This is a genomic window from Ensifer sp. ENS07, from assembly GCF_014852185.1.
Lineage (GTDB): Bacteria > Pseudomonadota > Alphaproteobacteria > Rhizobiales > Rhizobiaceae > Ensifer > Ensifer adhaerens.
Window position 1 is genome coordinate 213,682 of record NZ_JACVBE010000008.1, and the last position, 15,339, is coordinate 229,020.

Annotated in this window: 12 protein-coding genes and 1 pseudogene; 4 read left to right on the forward strand and 9 right to left on the reverse strand. The window is 64.1% G+C overall.

Annotated elements, in window-relative coordinates; translation table 11 throughout:
* Positions 1-470: 470 nt before the first annotated feature.
* The 3 genes and pseudogenes from ade to IB277_RS23465 form a co-directional block, all read right to left on the reverse strand.
* Positions 471-2,267, reverse strand: coding sequence for an adenine deaminase (ade, locus tag IB277_RS23455; RefSeq protein ID WP_192371933.1), 1,797 nt, complete (start codon positions 2,265-2,267; stop codon positions 471-473).
* 67 nt (positions 2,268-2,334) lie between these two features.
* Positions 2,335-3,733 (reverse strand): annotated as a pseudogene (locus IB277_RS23460) (NCS2 family permease).
* 60 nt (positions 3,734-3,793) lie between these two features.
* Positions 3,794-5,593: an adenine deaminase gene (locus IB277_RS23465; protein WP_112772321.1), complete on the reverse strand. Its 1,800-nt coding sequence runs from the start codon at positions 5,591-5,593 to the stop codon at positions 3,794-3,796.
* 111 nt (positions 5,594-5,704) lie between these two features.
* Between IB277_RS23465 and IB277_RS23470 the strand changes: the two genes are divergently transcribed.
* Entirely contained in the window at positions 5,705-6,646 is a 942-nt protein-coding gene (locus tag IB277_RS23470) for a LysR family transcriptional regulator (RefSeq protein WP_090299107.1), read from the forward strand.
* Between the two features lie 54 nt (positions 6,647-6,700).
* Here IB277_RS23470 and IB277_RS23475 read toward each other — a convergent pair whose 3' ends face one another.
* The 6 genes from IB277_RS23475 to IB277_RS23500 form a co-directional block, all read right to left on the reverse strand.
* A complete protein-coding gene (locus IB277_RS23475; protein WP_060585723.1) occupies positions 6,701-7,663 on the reverse strand; it encodes a pyridoxal-phosphate dependent enzyme in 963 nt (320 codons plus the stop codon).
* Positions 7,660-8,637: an ornithine cyclodeaminase family protein gene (locus IB277_RS23480; protein WP_192371935.1), complete on the reverse strand. Its 978-nt coding sequence runs from the start codon at positions 8,635-8,637 to the stop codon at positions 7,660-7,662. Before IB277_RS23480 ends, IB277_RS23475 begins: the two co-directional genes overlap by 4 nt.
* Complete coding sequence (locus IB277_RS23485) at positions 8,634-9,245, reverse strand: transcriptional regulator (protein ID WP_234824511.1); 612 nt, start codon at positions 9,243-9,245, stop codon at positions 8,634-8,636. The genes IB277_RS23480 and IB277_RS23485 overlap by 4 nt, the downstream gene beginning before the upstream one ends.
* A 156-nt stretch (positions 9,246-9,401) precedes the next feature.
* The gene (locus IB277_RS23490; protein WP_192371936.1) at positions 9,402-10,907 is read right to left on the reverse strand and encodes a tripartite tricarboxylate transporter permease; all 1,506 of its coding nucleotides are present in this window, start codon (positions 10,905-10,907) and stop codon (positions 9,402-9,404) included.
* A gap of 24 nt (positions 10,908-10,931) precedes the next feature.
* Positions 10,932-11,390 carry a tripartite tricarboxylate transporter TctB family protein gene (locus IB277_RS23495; protein ID WP_034790226.1) on the reverse strand — a complete coding sequence of 153 codons (459 nt, stop codon included), beginning with the start codon at positions 11,388-11,390 and terminating at the stop codon, positions 10,932-10,934.
* 127 nt (positions 11,391-11,517) lie between these two features.
* Positions 11,518-12,489 carry a tripartite tricarboxylate transporter substrate binding protein gene (locus tag IB277_RS23500; RefSeq protein ID WP_060585733.1) on the reverse strand — a complete coding sequence of 324 codons (972 nt, stop codon included), beginning with the start codon at positions 12,487-12,489 and terminating at the stop codon, positions 11,518-11,520.
* Positions 12,490-12,768: 279 nt separating this feature from the next.
* Here IB277_RS23500 and IB277_RS23505 point away from each other — a divergent pair, with 279 nt between their 5' ends.
* Genes IB277_RS23505 through IB277_RS38220 form a run of 3 tightly spaced genes read left to right on the forward strand, consistent with a single transcriptional unit; the run spans position 12,769 to position 15,333 of the window.
* Positions 12,769-13,443: a response regulator transcription factor gene (locus tag IB277_RS23505; protein ID WP_034790222.1), complete on the forward strand. Its 675-nt coding sequence runs from the start codon at positions 12,769-12,771 to the stop codon at positions 13,441-13,443.
* The gene (locus tag IB277_RS23510; RefSeq protein ID WP_192371937.1) at positions 13,430-14,815 is read left to right on the forward strand and encodes a sensor histidine kinase; all 1,386 of its coding nucleotides are present in this window, start codon (positions 13,430-13,432) and stop codon (positions 14,813-14,815) included. The genes IB277_RS23505 and IB277_RS23510 overlap by 14 nt, the downstream gene beginning before the upstream one ends.
* Positions 14,816-14,817: 2 nt before the next feature.
* Positions 14,818-15,333, forward strand: coding sequence for a hypothetical protein (locus IB277_RS38220; protein ID WP_246812804.1), 516 nt, complete (start codon positions 14,818-14,820; stop codon positions 15,331-15,333).
* The last annotated feature ends 6 nt before the right edge of the window (positions 15,334-15,339 follow it).

Genomic DNA, 15,339 nt, shown 5'->3' on the forward strand with positions numbered 1-15,339 from the left:
CGCTCCGGTTCGGCTCGTCCTTCTGCAAAGCTACCGCGTCGCCCGCCCGGGTCAATGCCAATAGGCTGCCTGCGATCTTACCTGTGGAAACCTCGCTTCGGAGCATGGCGAGCGCTGCTCGATATCCTTTGCCCCACACGGTTGTATATAAGCTTCCTCTTGTATCATTTGCCATCATTGCATGCAATTTGGGGCGGAACAGCTGTGGGCGTTTCAGCTCCGCCTATACGCATGTCCCATTGTGGGACGCCATATCAGCAAGGGTTTCGGGCGTCTACTGCGGCCGGTCGCGGTTAAGCAAACGGCAGATACGCCCGGGCAACGGGGCCGTTGGGCTCCGTTTAAGTTTCGGTTAACCATAAAGGAAGTTTTCAGGGGATTATGTGGCTTGACCCATCCCGCGATCACCCGGAATTAAGAACCACGGGCGAGTTGGCCACCGGGTTGCCGGTGGCCAATCGCTATTAAGCTCAGTGCGTGCTCAGAATCACGTCGGTCTTCTGGAAGGTCCGGACGTCGATCAGGCCCTTGTCGGAAATGCGCAGTTCCGGAATGACGACGAGCGCAAGCAGCGAGTGCTGCATATAGGCGTTGTTCAGCCGGCAGCCACAGGCGCGCATGGCCTCGACGATGGCGGCCGCTTTCTCGGCGACGATCTCCGCTCGCTGATCCGACATCAGGCCGGCGACGGGCAGCTCGACCAGGGCCAGTTCGCGGCCTTCCTTGATGACGACGATGCCGCCGCCGACCTCGTGCAGGCGGTTGGCGGCCTTGGCCATGTCCGCCTTGTTCGTGCCGACCACGATCATATGGTGGCTGTCATGGGCGACCGTGCTCGCCATGGCGCAATCGCTGTCATAGCCGAAGCCGGAGACGAAGGCGTTGACCACGTCGCCGGTGCCGCGGTGGCGCTCGACGAGCGCGATCTGGCAGACGTCGTTGGCCCGGTCCATCTGCACGAGGCCGTTCTCGATCGCCACCTCGGCCTGAAGCGCCCGCGTCGGCGCCTGGTTCTCGACGACGCCGATGACGTTGACCCGCGCGCGCGTCGCCCGTGCGTTGGATGGGATGTCGAAATCCGCGGCGGCCAGTAACCGGCCAAGGTGGACGGTGTTGCGGGCGCTTTCCGGGTAGACATAGGCCGGGATATCGCGCGCGAGTGTGCCGTTCTCGGCCATCAGCTCGCCGCGGGCAAAGACCATTTCGATCGGCAGCGCGGCGAGGTCCGAGGTGACGATCAGATCTGCCCGGCGACCCGGTGCGATCGAGCCGATTTCGCACTCCAGGCCGAAATGCTGGGCGGTGTTGAGCGTCGCCATCTGGATCGCGGTCACGGGTTTCAGACCTTGAGCGATGGCATGGCGCACGACGCGGTTCATGTGTCCGTCGTGAACCAGCGTGCCGGAGTGGCTGTCGTCGGTGCAGAGCAGGAAGTTGCGCGGGTCGAGGCCGGATTCGGTGACGGCCTTGATCTGCCCGGCAACGTCGTACCAGGCGGAGCCGAGGCGCAACATGGCGCGCATGCCCTGGCGCACACGGGCGATTGCGTCGTCGACCGTCGTGCCTTCATGGTCGTCGGCCGGTCCGCCGGCGGCATAGGCGTGGAACTCGCGGCCGAGATGCGGCGAGGCATAGTGCCCGCCGACGGTCAGCCGCGCATCCTGGGTGGCGGCGATCTCGGCCATCATCTTCGGATCGTTTCCGGCAACGCCGGGGAAATTCATCATCTCGCCGAGACCGATGACGTTCGGCCAGGCAAGCGCCTCGGCGACATCCTGTGCTGAAAGCTCGGCGCCGGCAGTTTCAAGACCCGGGGCGCTCGGCACGCAGCTCGGTACCTGGACCAGCACGTTGATCGGCAGGCTCTGGGCTTCCTCGTTCATCAGCCGGACGCCGTCGAGGCCGAGCACATTGGCGATTTCGTGCGGGTCGATGAACATGGTGGTGGTGCCGTGCGGAATGACCGCGCGGGCAAATTCGGTGACGGTGACGAGGCCGCTCTCCACATGCATATGCGCGTCGCAGAGGCCGGGAACAAGATAGCGCCCGGCGGCGTCGACGACCTTGGTGCCTTCGCCGATCGTGTGGCTGGCATCCGGACCGACATAGGCGAAGCGGCCGGCTTTGACGGCGATATCGGTGCCGGGGATGATTTCGCCGGAGTAGACGTTGACCCATTTGCCGTTGCGGATCACGAGATCGGCGGGCTTGCGGCCCATGGCGACGTCGACCAGTTCGGGTGCGGTCTTCGACCAGGATTGAAGCATGACTGTTTCCTTCGGATGGGCGATGTCGGCGCCCTTGCATTAAGGGCGCCGTCGGATTTTCTGGCGGTTACTGGGTCTGGGCGACGAGCGCTGCGGCGAGCAGTGCCACGAACCACATGACCGGTCTTACATCGCCAGCCCGGCCGCAGACCAGCTTGATCAGCACATAGGCGATGATCGCGAGCGACAGGCCGAGCGTGATCGAGAAGGTGAGCGGGATCAATACGATCGCAAGGAAGGCCGGGATCGCCTCGTCGAGCGCGCTCCAGCGGATGTTGCTGATAGGCTCGGACATGAAGAGGCCGGTGAGGATCAGCACCGGTGCGGTTGCAACCGCCGGCACCAGAGAAAGCAGCGGCGACAAAAACAGGAAGGGCACGAAGAGCAGACCCGCGACCAGCGCGACGAGACCGGTGCGTCCACCCTGCTGGATGCCGGCGCCGGATTCGAGATAGACGGTCGCCGGGCTGGTGCCGAGCGGTGCGGAAATCAGTGCCGCGATGGCGTCGACATGCATCGATTCCCGGATGTTGCGGGGCATGCCGTTTTCATCCTTGAGGTCTGCCGCTTCCGCGAGGCCAAGGAAGGTCGAGAGCGCCTCGATGAAGTTGGTGAACAGGAAGACAAAGATGAAGGGCAGGTAGATCAGGTTCAGCGCGCCCAGGAGATCGATCTGGTCGACGAAGCTGAAATCCGGTGCAGCGGAGAAACCGCTCCAGTTGACCAGCGTGTGCACATCCGGCGTCTCCGGCCAAAACGCGCTGCCGTCGCCCCACCAGCGACCGATCGGGATCGAGAGAATAGTGGTGAGGATCATGCCGGCCATCATCGCGCCCGGAACCCGCCGCACCACCAGCGCCACCGTGAGCACGAAGCCGGCGATGAAGGTGAGGGTGACCGGGTTGAACTGCGTGAGACCAACGATCGTGTCGGGGTTGGCGACGATGAACTTGGCGTTTTCCAGGCCGATCAGCGCGATGAAGAGGCCGATACCGCAGGCGATGCCATAGCGCAGATCGACAGGGATCGCCTCGATGATCGTCTGGCGCAGATTGAAGAACGCCATGACGGTAAAGAGCACGCCGGCCCAGAAGACGCAGCCAAGCGCGACCTCGAGCGGCACCTTGGCGCCGACCACCATGGTGTAGGCAAAGAGCGCGTTGATGCCCATGCCCGGCGCCACCAGAATGGGGCTACGCGCATAGAGCCCCATGGCAGCTGCCGATGAAGCTGACGAGCACCGTCGCCGTCACGCCGGCCGAAAATGGAATGCCGGCATGCGCCAGGATCGAGGGATTGACGACGATCACGTAGGAGGCGGCGAGGAAGGTGGTGAGTCCTGCGAGGATCTCGGTGCGGACGGTCGAGCCGAGCCGCGAAATCTGGAAGTAGCGGTCGAGCAGCGCTGCGAGCCAGGATGTCTCTGGGCTTGGTGCCGCCTCCACGGACTTGTTCTGATAGTTCATCTTGTTCCCCTTTTTTTGAACGAAGAAGGGGGCCGGCATGACCGGCCCCCTTCCAAGGCATCATTCCGCAGCGACGGCGCGCTCGTCCCCGCCGGCGGGCGAAAACGGCGAGATCACCTTCAGCCCGACGCAGTCGACGACACCGAGATCGGTGATCGCATATTCCGGGATCGCCGTGATCTGCAACACGAACATGTACATGAAGGGCCAGGGCAGCGGGCAGCCGAGCGCGCGGGCCGCGTCGTCGAGCTGGTCTTCCAGCGCTGCCATCTCGGCCGGCTCGATGTCGGAAACGATGCCGCCGATCGGCAGGTGCAGGAAGGCCTCGACCTTGCCGTTCCTGACCACGACCTGGCCACCATGGTTGGCGATCAGGTGGTTGATGGCGATACGCATATCCTCGAGATCGGCGCCGATGCAGATGATGTTGTTGTCATCGGGCGCAGTGGAGCTGGCGATCGCGCCTTGCTTGAGGCCGAAGCCCGACGCAAAGGCGACCGGACGGTTGCTCGTCTTGCCGTAGCGTTCGACGACGGTGACGTATTGCACGTCCCGTGCGGGATCTGCGAGCACCTGGCCGTCCTTGACCGCAAGCGTCACGTCGCGGCGAGTGCGCACGAAGATCTTTTCCGGGGTGACGGCGATCGCCATGGCGTCTGCCGTCTCGCCGGCGCCGTGATAGGCGACCTTGAGATCGCCGGGCTGAAGCGGCGCGACCTTCACCGAGTTCAGAAGTGCGACGCTGCGCTGCGGCGGGATCAGTTCGATCGCCATCTTGCCGTTGCGGGCGACGACTTCACCCTTGGCGACGACGGTTTCGATGGTGAAGTTGCGCAGGTCGTCGACGAGCAGGATGTCGGCCGCGCGGCCGGGCGAGATCGAGCCGACCTTGTCGTCGATGCGGAGCGCATCGGCGCCGTTGATCGTCGCCATCTGGATCGCCGCCATCGGCGAAATGCCCATGGCGATCGCCATGCGCACCATGTTGTCGAGATGGCCGCGCTTGAGGATGTCGCTTGCTACCACGTCATCGGTGCAGAAGCTGATGCGGCGCAGTGCCTTAACGCCCATTTCCGTGACGATACGCAGGTTGTCGGCGAGGAAGTGCGAGATCGAGGATTCCCGTACAACGACATGCATGCCGGCGCGCAGCTTTTCGAGCATTTCTTCCGGCGTGTAGCTCTCGTGGTCGGCGCGAACGCCGGACTGCTGGTAGCCGTTGAGCCGCGCGCCACGGGTCATCGGGCAGCAGCCGAGAACCGGCAGGCGGCTCCTTTCAGCGAGTTCGAGCGCCGCGAGCACGTCGGGGTCTTCCTCCTGGATGAATTCGCGCACGGTCTCCCATATGCCGACGCATTCCGGCCAGTGGTGCGTCGCCTGGTGGTCGGCCGGGCTGAAATAGTGGCCGACGGTCGAGCGCGGCATGGTGTAGGGCGTCTTGCACGGCGCGCCCCAGAAGACCTTGAGTGGCGTCTGTTTTGCCTCGTCGAGGAACTCGCGCGCCGCGGCCGGGCCGCCGACGACGATGATCTGGTCGAGGCCGGTGACGATCGAGGTGGTGCCGAGCGGCACGACGGCCTTGGCAAAGCTCGTCAACGACATCTTCGAGCATTCGACATGCAGATGCCCGTCGATCATGCCGGGTGCCAGGTATTTGCCGGTGGCATCGACGATCCTGGTCTCTGGCCCGATATAGTCGGAGATGTCGCCGACGGCGATGATGCGTTCGCCATAGATCGCGACGTCGGCCTGATAGATCTCTTCGGAGACGACGTTGACGAGGCGACCGCCGCGGATCGCCAACGTTGCCTTGCCGCCGGTGCCCGATGCGGCGCGAATGAATTCTCTGATATCGCTCACTGGAACCTCTTCTCCCTTAGCTCCAGTGAATATTCCCAATTCCCAGTCGTTTACACAATGGGCCGAAATAGGCTATTCTCTGGACATATCGTGCAAGATTTTGGACGAAATATGGATCTCTCGCTCATAGACTGTTTCGTGAAAGTTGCGGATTCCCGCTCGATTTCTGCGGCTTCCAGGCGCTATCGCCTGCCGAAATCAACACTCAGCCACAAGATCCGGCAATTGGAGGATGAGTTCGGCATCGAGCTCTTCGTGCGCGAGGGTCATCAGTTGCATGTGACCGACGCGGGCGCGGAGTTCCTGCGCTACGCCCGGCTCATTCAGTCGAATTGCGACGATGCGGCAACGGCGATGGCGGAGATGCGCCAGGAGGTGGCGGGCACCCTGCGCGTGGGCTCGACCGGCGAGTTCGGCACGACGATCACCTCGGAACTGCTCTATGCCTTTCGCCAGCAATATCCGCAGGTCAATCTCGACGTTGTGTTCCTGTCCTCGCGCCAGCCATTCTCCGACGTCACCGAACAGGCGCTCGACGGTATCTTCCATTGGGGCGAGCCGTCCGATGTCGACTACATCAGCCGCAGACTTTCGGTCTCGTCTTATGGCCTCTTCGCCAGCCCGCACTACATCGCCCGCCATGGCCAGCCGGATAATCCGGATGCGCTTGCCGGCCACCGCGGCCTCGTCTTCCGCCAGCCGACGCGGCTGCAGTCCTGGTATCTGACACAGTCAGGCGAAGACGAGGTGGACCTGCTGCCGACGGCGACCTGCACAACCAACGACTACTGGACGATCAAGTATTTCGCCGTCGCCGGTGAGGGCATCGCCTATCTGCCCGACTTTTTCGTCGAGACCGAGCGGCAAGCCGGCCTGCTGGAGCCGGTGCTATCGGACTGGCGCTCGCCGCAGACGGCGATCAACCTCATCTATTCGCGCCGCCGGCACGTCTCGAAGCGGTTCAAGGCCTTCGTCGACTTCTGCATCGACTTCTACCGCGACCGGGACCGGGTGAAGATCCCGCGCTACTACGTGGAGCGCGTGAGCCTCTAGAGGCGAGGCGAGGCGGGGCGAGGCGAGGCGGGGCAGCGCCATGCAGCGGCGTCTCTAGCCCAGCAACGAAGGCAGCGCGCTGGCGCCGTCGACATTGCCGCCACAAAGCAGGATGACGTTGGTCTGGCCGGCGCACCTCGCCGCGATCTGCCGGAAGCCGGCAAGTGCGAGAGCTGCCGCCCCCTCTACCAGCATATGCTCGTCGAGCAGCAGGTCCCGCATTGCGGCCGCGATCTCTGCTTCCGAACAGGTCACGACCTCATCGAGCACGGCCATCGACAATGGGAGGGTCACGCTGTCTTCGTCGAGACCGCCGGCAACGGCATCGGCGAGCGTTTCGAGGTGTTCGGTTTCGACCACCCGGCCGGCCCTTATCGAGGCCGCAAGCGCTGCCGAATTTGCAGCGGACACACCGATGACGCGAGTATGCGGGCGGAAACTCTTCAGCACCGAGCCGATGCCGCTGATCAGTCCGCCGCCGCCCATGGCGATGAAGACATTGTCAATGCGGTCGGCTTGCTCAAGGAGTTCAAGTGCGATCGTGCCCTGGCCGGCGATGATTTCCGGGTCGTTGTAGGGCGAGACGTAGCCGAGCTTTTCGGTCGCGGCCAGCTGCTGCGCATGCTGTTCGGCAAGCCCGGTTTCGGAACCGTGAAGGACGACCTCGACGCCGTAGGCGCGGATGCGCTCCAGCTTCGCCGGCTTGACAATCTCGGGCAGCACCACCGTCAGCTTCTGGCCGATCGCGCTTGCCGCATGGGCAGCACCGATGCCGTGATTGCCGGAGGAGGCAGTGATCACCTGCTGGTCCCTTGGCAGCGAGGTCATCTTGCTCGCAGCCCCCCGGATCTTGAAGGAGCCGGTCAGCTGCAGGTTTTCCGCCTTTAACAGTACCGTCGAGGCTGTCTGCGGCCCGATCGCGCGCGACGGGATCAGTGGCGTCTCGTAGATGAAGGGGCGGATGCGCTGGCGTGCGCGGACAGCGCGCGCGGCCGTTTCGAAGACGTCTTTGGTCATGCGGTTGTTCCTTGCGAGCGGCCGAGCAAGCCGAGTTCATCGAGCACCGTGCGGGCAATGGCGATGTCCTGCGTCGCGATCCCTGTCAGGTCGGCGATGGTGATGTCGTTGTCCGAACGTCGACCTTCGGCCGCACCGGAAAGGACCGCGCCGAGGGCGACACAGCGTTCCTCCTGGATCACCACGGCCCGAGCCGCTGCAGAAAATTCACCGTGGTCCAGGCATTGCTCGGCGAGATCGACAAAGAGGCGGTCGGCGCGGGCAACGAGGGCAGTTTCGAGCTCCTGCTTGCCGGGTGCGTCCGCGCCCATGGCGGTGATATGGGTGCCAGGCCCGATCCATTCCGATCGGATCAGCGGCTCCTTCGATGGCGTCGTGGTTACGATCGCATCGGACTGGCGGCATAGCGCTTCGAGATCGGTTGTCGCAGCGATGGGAAGGCCGAGGTCCGCGAGGTCGGCAAGCACGGCGTTCGCCCGTTCCATTGATCGCCCCCAGACCGTGAACCGCAATGGACAATCCGACAGGGAGGCAAGCGCCCGGATCTGGATGCGCGCCTGCGTGCCGGCGCCGACGATCCCGATCGAGCCGGCGTCCTTGCGCCAGAGCGCCGTGGTCGCGATCGCACCGCCGAGACCGGTGCGAAGATCGGTGAGGAGACCCTTGTCGTCGAGCACGGCCACCACGTCGCCGGTCTCCGAGGATACCGCGACCATCATGCCGGTGCTCGACGGCAGTCCCTTGGCCGGATTGTCGTAGAAGCCGGAGGCGATCTTCACGACGAAGATCGGATCGCCTTCGATGTAGCCGTATTTGATGTGGCAATCCGCATTCCGACCGGGAAGCGGCAGATAGCCGACCGGCGGCAGATTGGCGCGACCGTCGGTGACGGCGATATAGGCGTCGCGGATGGCCGGTGCCGCGAGCGTCAGCAACGGCAGCTCGGCCAGTCTTTCTCGATCGATGACGATCATGGCGCGCTCCCCTGGCTCAGATATTTGTAGACGGTCGCCCGGCCCATGCCGAGGATGCGCGAGATGTAGGAGGCGGCATTCTTGCCGCCGAAGGCGCCATCAGCGGAAAGGGCGATCACGAGCGCCTGCTTGTCGTTGCGGCTCAGGCTCGAGACTGTCAGCCCGCGCGCCGCGGTCCATTGCTGCACATACTCGTTGACGCGCTCGTGCCAGTCTTCCTTGAACAGGCTTTCGGGCTTGTCTGCGTCGATGGGAACGCGGACGAGCGCGTTGAGCGTCCTGAGTGCCGCATGAAAGTCGGAGACATCGGCATTGATGCAGAGCACGCCGATCGCCTTGCCGTCCGCGTTTCGCAGCACGGCGCTGATCGCCTTGATCGAGCGTCCGTCCCAATTGACCTTCTCGTAGGGGCCGATGATCGCTTCGCCTTGGCTGAAGCCGATTTCGCTCAGCAGCGAAGCTTCGCCGATCCCGCGCTTGGAGAAGTTGCCAGCGATATGGACGACGGTTTCAGTCGCCAGATCGTGCAGCACGACCTCGGCATAGGGCTGGAACAGCAAGGCGATCGCGTCGCAGACCAGGCAATAGGGGCGGAGTTCTGGGGTCACGGCGTTCCTCTTCCTCGATAGCAATCCATAAATCATGCGTAGACGTAAAAGTCTATATTGGATTTATAGTCTGAATGCCGCTCAAAACGACGACAGCGGCGCGCCGCCCTGGGCTCGCGCGCCGCTGTCCAAGCAGCCGACAGAGAGAGGGATCAGCTAGCTGGTGGCGGTCTTGACGACCTTCGTCCGCCTCCAGCCGGCGACGAGTGGCATCACGGCCATGGCGCCCGCCAGGATCCAGAGAATGATCGAGATCTGGCTCTGGAACAGGATCGAGATATCGCCGCCGCTGATCGCCAGCGCATTGCGCAGGTTCACCTCCATCACATGGCCGAGCACGAAACCGAGGATGATCGGCGCCATGTCGAAGCCGGCCTTTCGAAGCAGCCAGCCGATGATGCCGATGCCGAGCATCAGGAGGATCGAGAACACCGAGGCGTGGGTGGAATAGACGCCGACAACCGACAGCACGAGGATGCCCGGAACCAGCAGCCAGTTCGGTACCGTCAAGACGCGGGCGAAGATGTTGACGAGCGGCAGGTTGAGGAGAAGCAAGAGTACGTTGCCGATGAAGAGCGATGCGACGAGACCGCCGACCACTTCCGGCCGCTCGGTAATCAGCATCGGACCCGGCTGGATGTTGTAGAGCATCAATGCGCCGAGCATGACGGCGGTCGTGCCGGAGCCGGGCACGCCGAGCGTCAGCATCGGTACGAAGGCGCCGCAGGCGGTGGCGTTGTTGGCAGCCTCAGGGGCAGTGAGACCTCGTACGTCGCCCTTGCCGAAGGTGCCTTCGCTGTCGGAGATGCGCTTCTCCGTGGTGTAGGAAACGGCGCTCGAAACCGATGCGCCGGTGCCCGGCAACACGCCAACGATGAAGCCGATGACCGAACCACGCAGCGTGGCACCGATCGATTTGCGGATATCGTCGAGGCGGGCGGTCATGCGGCCGAGTTCGCGGATGACCGTGACGCCGCTTGCCTGGTGTTCGAGGATCAGCAGCGCCTCGGATACCGAGAAGAGACCGATGACCAGCACGACGAATTCGATGCCGTCGCCGAGTTCCGGCTCGTTGAAGGTGAAGCGATAGGCGCCGGAGGTGGCGTCGAGCCCGACAGTCGCAAGCATCAGGCCGAGCGTGCAGCCGATCAGCGTCTTTACTGGCTGGCTACCGACCATGGAACCGAGGGTCGCGAAGGCGAACACCATCAGCACGAAGTATTCGGCCGGGCCGAAGCCGATGGCGAGGCCCGCAAGCAGCGGCGCGAACAGCGCCAGCCCGACGGCGCCGAAGACCCCGCCGACGAAGGAGGAGAGGCCGGAGAGCATCAACGCTTCGCCGGCGCGGCCCTGGCGGGCCATCGGGTTGCCGTCGAGCGCCGTCATGACCGCGCCGGCATCGCCCGGCACGTTCAGAAGGATCGAGGAAATGCGGCCGCCATATTCGGCCCCGCAATAGACGGCCGCGAGCAGGATCATCGTGCTTTCGGCCGGCAGGCCCATCGTATAGGCGATCGGGATCAGCAGCGCGATGCCGTTGATCGGCCCGATCGCCGGCAGGGCGCCGACCAGGGTGCCGATGAAGCAGCCTGCAAGACCGATGAGCAGGTTCTGCAGGGTCAGGGCGACGGTAAAACCGTTCCAGAGATAATCGAGATTCATTGAGATCACTCCATAGCCGGCGGATCAGCCAAACAGCCGGCCGGCGGGCAGATAGACGTCGAGCAGGTAGGAAAAGACGAACCACCAGAGGGCGGCTTGCCCGACGCCGCCAATCAGCGCGAGACGCAGCGGCGCGCCGAAGATCCAGCCGACGCCGAAGGTCAGCAGGAAGATCGAGGCGGCGAAGCCGGCGGGCTCCAGAAGCAGTGCCGATGCAAGAAGCAGGAGCGGTACTGCAATGATCTTCACGAGAAGCCGCCCCTGCGGAAAGGCTTCGGTCGTTCCGGGGCTTTTCAGGTAGAAGAGGCAAAGCACCGCGAGGGTGATGGCGAGCAGCACCGGCACGACGCGTGGACCGAGCGGGTCCGAGGCGAAGGCATATTCGATCTGGCTGCCGCCGATGCCATAGGCAATCGCCAGCGCGAGCATCAAGAGCCCGCCGACCCTGCCGATGCGGGAGGATGAGGAAGTGGTGTCTGACATGGTTCTGTTCCCGATGTTTACGCCAGGGAACGGGTCTTCAATCCGGCCGGATGAGACGATCGGCAGGGAGCCCGTAAAGTGGTGGCAAACAAGCGGAGCGGGAGACTGTCCCGCTCCACCGTCCGGCTTACATGCCGGCTTCCTTGGCGATGATCTTGAAGCGTGCCACGTCCGCCTTGACCTGCTGGTCGAAGGCGTCGCCAACCTGGGTGTATTCGTAGAGGCCGCGCGCCTCGCGCTCCTTCACGAATTCCGGCGTTGCGGCGAGCTTGGTGAAGGCATCGGCCCACCATTTGTAGTCGGCGTCGGAGACGTCCTTGCCGACGTAGTAGCCGCGCCAGACCGGCCATTCGATGTCGACGCCCTGTTCCCTGGCGGTCGGCACTTCGGCGAGTTCGCCCGGCAGGCGATCGGGCGCCATGACCGCGAGCACGCGGACCTTGCCGGCTGCATGGTGCTTGGACATTTCCGCAGCATCGCCGGCACCGACCTTGACGTGGCCGCCTTCGAGCGCCGTCAGTACTGCGCCGCCGCCTTCAAGCGCGACGTAGCGCATCTGCTTCGGCTCCTGTCCCGCAGCTTTTGCCAAGAGCGAGCCCTTCATCCAGTCCTGCGAGCCGACAGCGCCGCCGCCGGCGACTGAGAAGTCGGTCGGGCTTGCCTTGTAGGCGGCGATCAGCTCGCCGAGGCTCTTGTAGGGGGAATCCGCGGCGACCACGAGCACGCCGTAGTCGGCGCCGAGCGCGCCGAGCCAGCGCACGGCGTTTTCGTCATATTGCCCGAACTTGCCCTGGGCGATCAGGAGCGCCGAGCCGGAGGAAGCAGCGGTGATCAGGTTGCCGTCGGCGCCGCGCTTGCCGATGACATGGTTGTAGGCAACCGCACCGACGCCGCCTTCCATATAGGTAACGGCCATCGGCTTGCCGATGATCTTGGCTTCGAGCAGCGCATTGGCGGCAAGCCGGCAGGTAAGGTCGAAGCCACCGCCAGGCTTGGCGCCGGCCAGGCACTCGGGCTTCGACGGCTCCGCACCGGCGGGCGATGCCACGGCGGCGAAAAAGCCGGCCGCCAGAAGGGTCTTCACAAAGGCTCGGGTCATGGTCTCTCTCCCATCCATGAGTTCTTCTTTCAAAGGCGCTATCGCGCGCCTGCCTCCACCGTGACATCCAGGATCCGGACGGCATCGACCCGCATCGACGGACCGCGTGGCGGCCGCCTGAAAATGCCTCGGCGATGATTGTCCTCCAGACCCTGGCCGCATCTCCCGTTGTCGCGATCAGGCAGTCCTCTTTCCTCCGCGAACCTGTCACCACGCTGTCACGAAAGCGGTCAGATCCGTCGGGTTGATCGGTGAAATCTTCCGTGTCACTGCTTGCCCATGCGCATCTTTCTGGTGGAGGACACGAGGGATGTCGGGGAGGCAATCAGCCGGCGACTGGAAAAGGTCGGGCACACCGTCGATTGGCAGACGGACGGTCAAGCCGCCGCCGACATACTCGAATTTACCGACTATGATCTCGTGATCCTCGACGTCATGTTGCCGGGGCTCGACGGGTTTGAGATCCTGCGCCATCTGCGCGCCCGGAAAAAGACGACGCCGGTGCTGGTGCTGACGGCGCGTTCTGAAATCGAGGACCGGGTCGGCGCGCTGGACCTTGGCGCCGACGACTATCTCGTCAAGCCGTTCGATTTCCGCGAGCTCGAAGCGCGCACGCGCGTGCTCCTGCGCCGCCGCCAGGGCGACCCGACCAACCTCATCGAGTGCGGCGATCTGGTGCTCGACCGCAACAGCCGCTCCGTGCGGGTCGGCAACCGCGAGGTCCAGCTCAAGCGGCGCGAGATCACGCTTCTCGAAGTGCTGGCCGCCCGGCCGGGCCGGGTTTTCAGCAAGGACGAACTGCTCGATCGGCTCTTCGGTTTCGACGAAAACGTCAACCCCAACGCCGTCGAACTCTATGTCGGAAGGCTGCGCAAGAAGATCGAGGGCTCGTCGGTACGCATCGTCACCATCCGCGGTCTCGGCTATCAACTGGTGGCCGATGAAGCGGCGTGAAACCTCGCTCTTCTGGCGGCTCGTGCTGCGCGTGGCGCTGGTGCTTTGTGGTGGTGCGACGCTGCTTTCCGCCGCCGCCTGGTACTATGCCCGCGCGGCCGCCGACGATGCCTATGACCGGCTGCTCCTCGGGGCGGCGATCCAGATCACTGCGAACATGACTGTGGATGCGGGCAATCTGGGTGTAACGCTTCCGTCGTCGGCGTTCGAGTTGCTCGGCCTTGCCGAGCGCGACCGCATTTTCTATCGCGTGGTTGGCCCCGACGGCCGAACCTTGACCGGCTACGACGATCTCGACATCGGCATAGACGTCACCGCCGCGCGGCCCGGCCCGGTGTTCCTGACAACGGAATATCGCAACGTGCCGGTCCGCGTGGCCGTGGTCTCGCGGGCGCTTTCGGATCCGTCCTTTTCTGGCTGGGCCTATGTGGTCATGGCGCAGACGACCGAAGCGCGGCGCGGGCTTGCCGGGGAATTGACGACCCGCGCAATGATCCTCGTCGGCATCATGAGCCTGCTTGCGCTTGCCGGCACCGTGCTTGCCATCCGCTATTCGCTGCTGCCCGTCGATGCCCTTGCCGCGACGCTGCGTGCCCGCGATCCGCAGGATCTGACCCCCGTCGAGGCTGAAATGCCCAGGGAGCTCAAGCCTTTCGTCGGGTCGATCAATCACTTCATGGGCCGCCTCGACGAGCGCGTCACCTTGCTTCAGCGTTTCATCGCCGATGCGGCGCATCAGATACGCACACCGCTGACGGCCCTTTCGGCGCAGGTCGACATGCTCGAAGACGACGACCTCGACGTCAACCGCAAGCGGCATCTCGGGCGCGTGCGGGACCGCGTCAGCCAGCTGGCGCGTCTCACCAACCAGTTGCTCAGCCATGCCATGGTCATCCACCGGTCCGATTCCGTGCGCTTCAAGCCCGTCGACCTTGGCGATATCGCCCGGAAGGCTTTCCGCTCGACGGTGCCGATTACAGTCGACCCGGACGTCGTCGTTTCCTTCGAGGACAGTGCCGAGCCGGTCTTCGTGCGCGGCGATGCGGTGAGCCTGCGTGAGGCGATAGCCAATATCATCGACAACGCGCTGCAGCATGGTGTCGAGCAACGGCTGGCCGTGCGCGTGAGGCGCGAGGATGACCGGGCCCTGGTGGAGGTCGCCGACGACGGTCCCGGCATTCCGCCAGCAGAATGGGCGGCGGTCACGACGCGGTTCGTCAGTTCCAAGACGGGAGAGGGAAGCATGGGGCTCGGCTTTGCAATCGCGGCGGAGGTGGCGGTGGCGCATCGCGGCACAGTTCGGTTTCTGGAGAAAGGCGCGCGCGACTTCACCGTCATTCTCGATGTTCCCCTTTATCGGGAGGGAACATGAGGATGTGGCGGCAACTTCGACCGATCTCACTTGTTGCGGTCCTTGGCTTTGCCAGCCCGGCCGGCGCGGTCGAGGGTATGCGGGCGTTCTTTCCGGCGCTCGAAGCCGAGCGCGGCCGGCTTGTCATCAACGGCGCGACCGACATCGAGGCGATGGAGCCGCTGATCCGCGATTTTCAGGAGACGGCGCGCGATGTCGCCATCGATTATACGGACTACGTGACCAACGATCTCTATCGGGACGCCGACATCGCCTGCCGATTGAAGCAGCCTTTCGGTGATCTCCTGCTGTCTTCGTCCGTCGATCAGTTGGTGAAGCTTGCAAACGACGGCTGTGCGCTGACGCATGTCTCGCCGGAAACCCGCGACGTGCCGGCCTGGGCGAACTGGCGTGACGAGGTCTTCGGCTTTACCTTCGAGCCCTCCGTCATGGTCTACCACAAGGATTTCGTGCCGCCGGAGGATGTGCCGCACACCCATGGAGAGCTCACCGACCTGCTGCGCTTCAAACCGGACTAGTATCGC

What these genes read in the sequence shown, in the direction of transcription:
- IB277_RS23500 (WP_060585733.1), bottom strand. Translation starts at nt 12,489, where the DNA reads ATGACCCGAGCCTTTGTGAAGACCCTTCTGGCGGCCGGCTTTTTCGCC.
- IB277_RS23495 (WP_034790226.1), bottom strand. Translation starts at nt 11,390, where the DNA reads ATGTCAGACACCACTTCCTCATCCTCCCGCATCGGCAGGGTCGGCGGG.
- IB277_RS23505 (WP_034790222.1), top strand. Translation starts at nt 12,769, where the DNA reads ATGCGCATCTTTCTGGTGGAGGACACGAGGGATGTCGGGGAGGCAATC.
- IB277_RS23470 (WP_090299107.1), top strand. Translation starts at nt 5,705, where the DNA reads ATGGATCTCTCGCTCATAGACTGTTTCGTGAAAGTTGCGGATTCCCGC.
- IB277_RS23490 (WP_192371936.1), bottom strand. Translation starts at nt 10,907, where the DNA reads ATGAATCTCGATTATCTCTGGAACGGTTTTACCGTCGCCCTGACCCTG.
- IB277_RS23510 (WP_192371937.1), top strand. Translation starts at nt 13,430, where the DNA reads ATGAAGCGGCGTGAAACCTCGCTCTTCTGGCGGCTCGTGCTGCGCGTG.
- IB277_RS23480 (WP_192371935.1), bottom strand. Translation starts at nt 8,637, where the DNA reads ATGATCGTCATCGATCGAGAAAGACTGGCCGAGCTGCCGTTGCTGACG.
- IB277_RS38220 (WP_246812804.1), top strand. Translation starts at nt 14,818, where the DNA reads ATGTGGCGGCAACTTCGACCGATCTCACTTGTTGCGGTCCTTGGCTTT.
- IB277_RS23475 (WP_060585723.1), bottom strand. Translation starts at nt 7,663, where the DNA reads ATGACCAAAGACGTCTTCGAAACGGCCGCGCGCGCTGTCCGCGCACGC.
- ade (WP_192371933.1), bottom strand. Translation starts at nt 2,267, where the DNA reads ATGCTTCAATCCTGGTCGAAGACCGCACCCGAACTGGTCGACGTCGCC.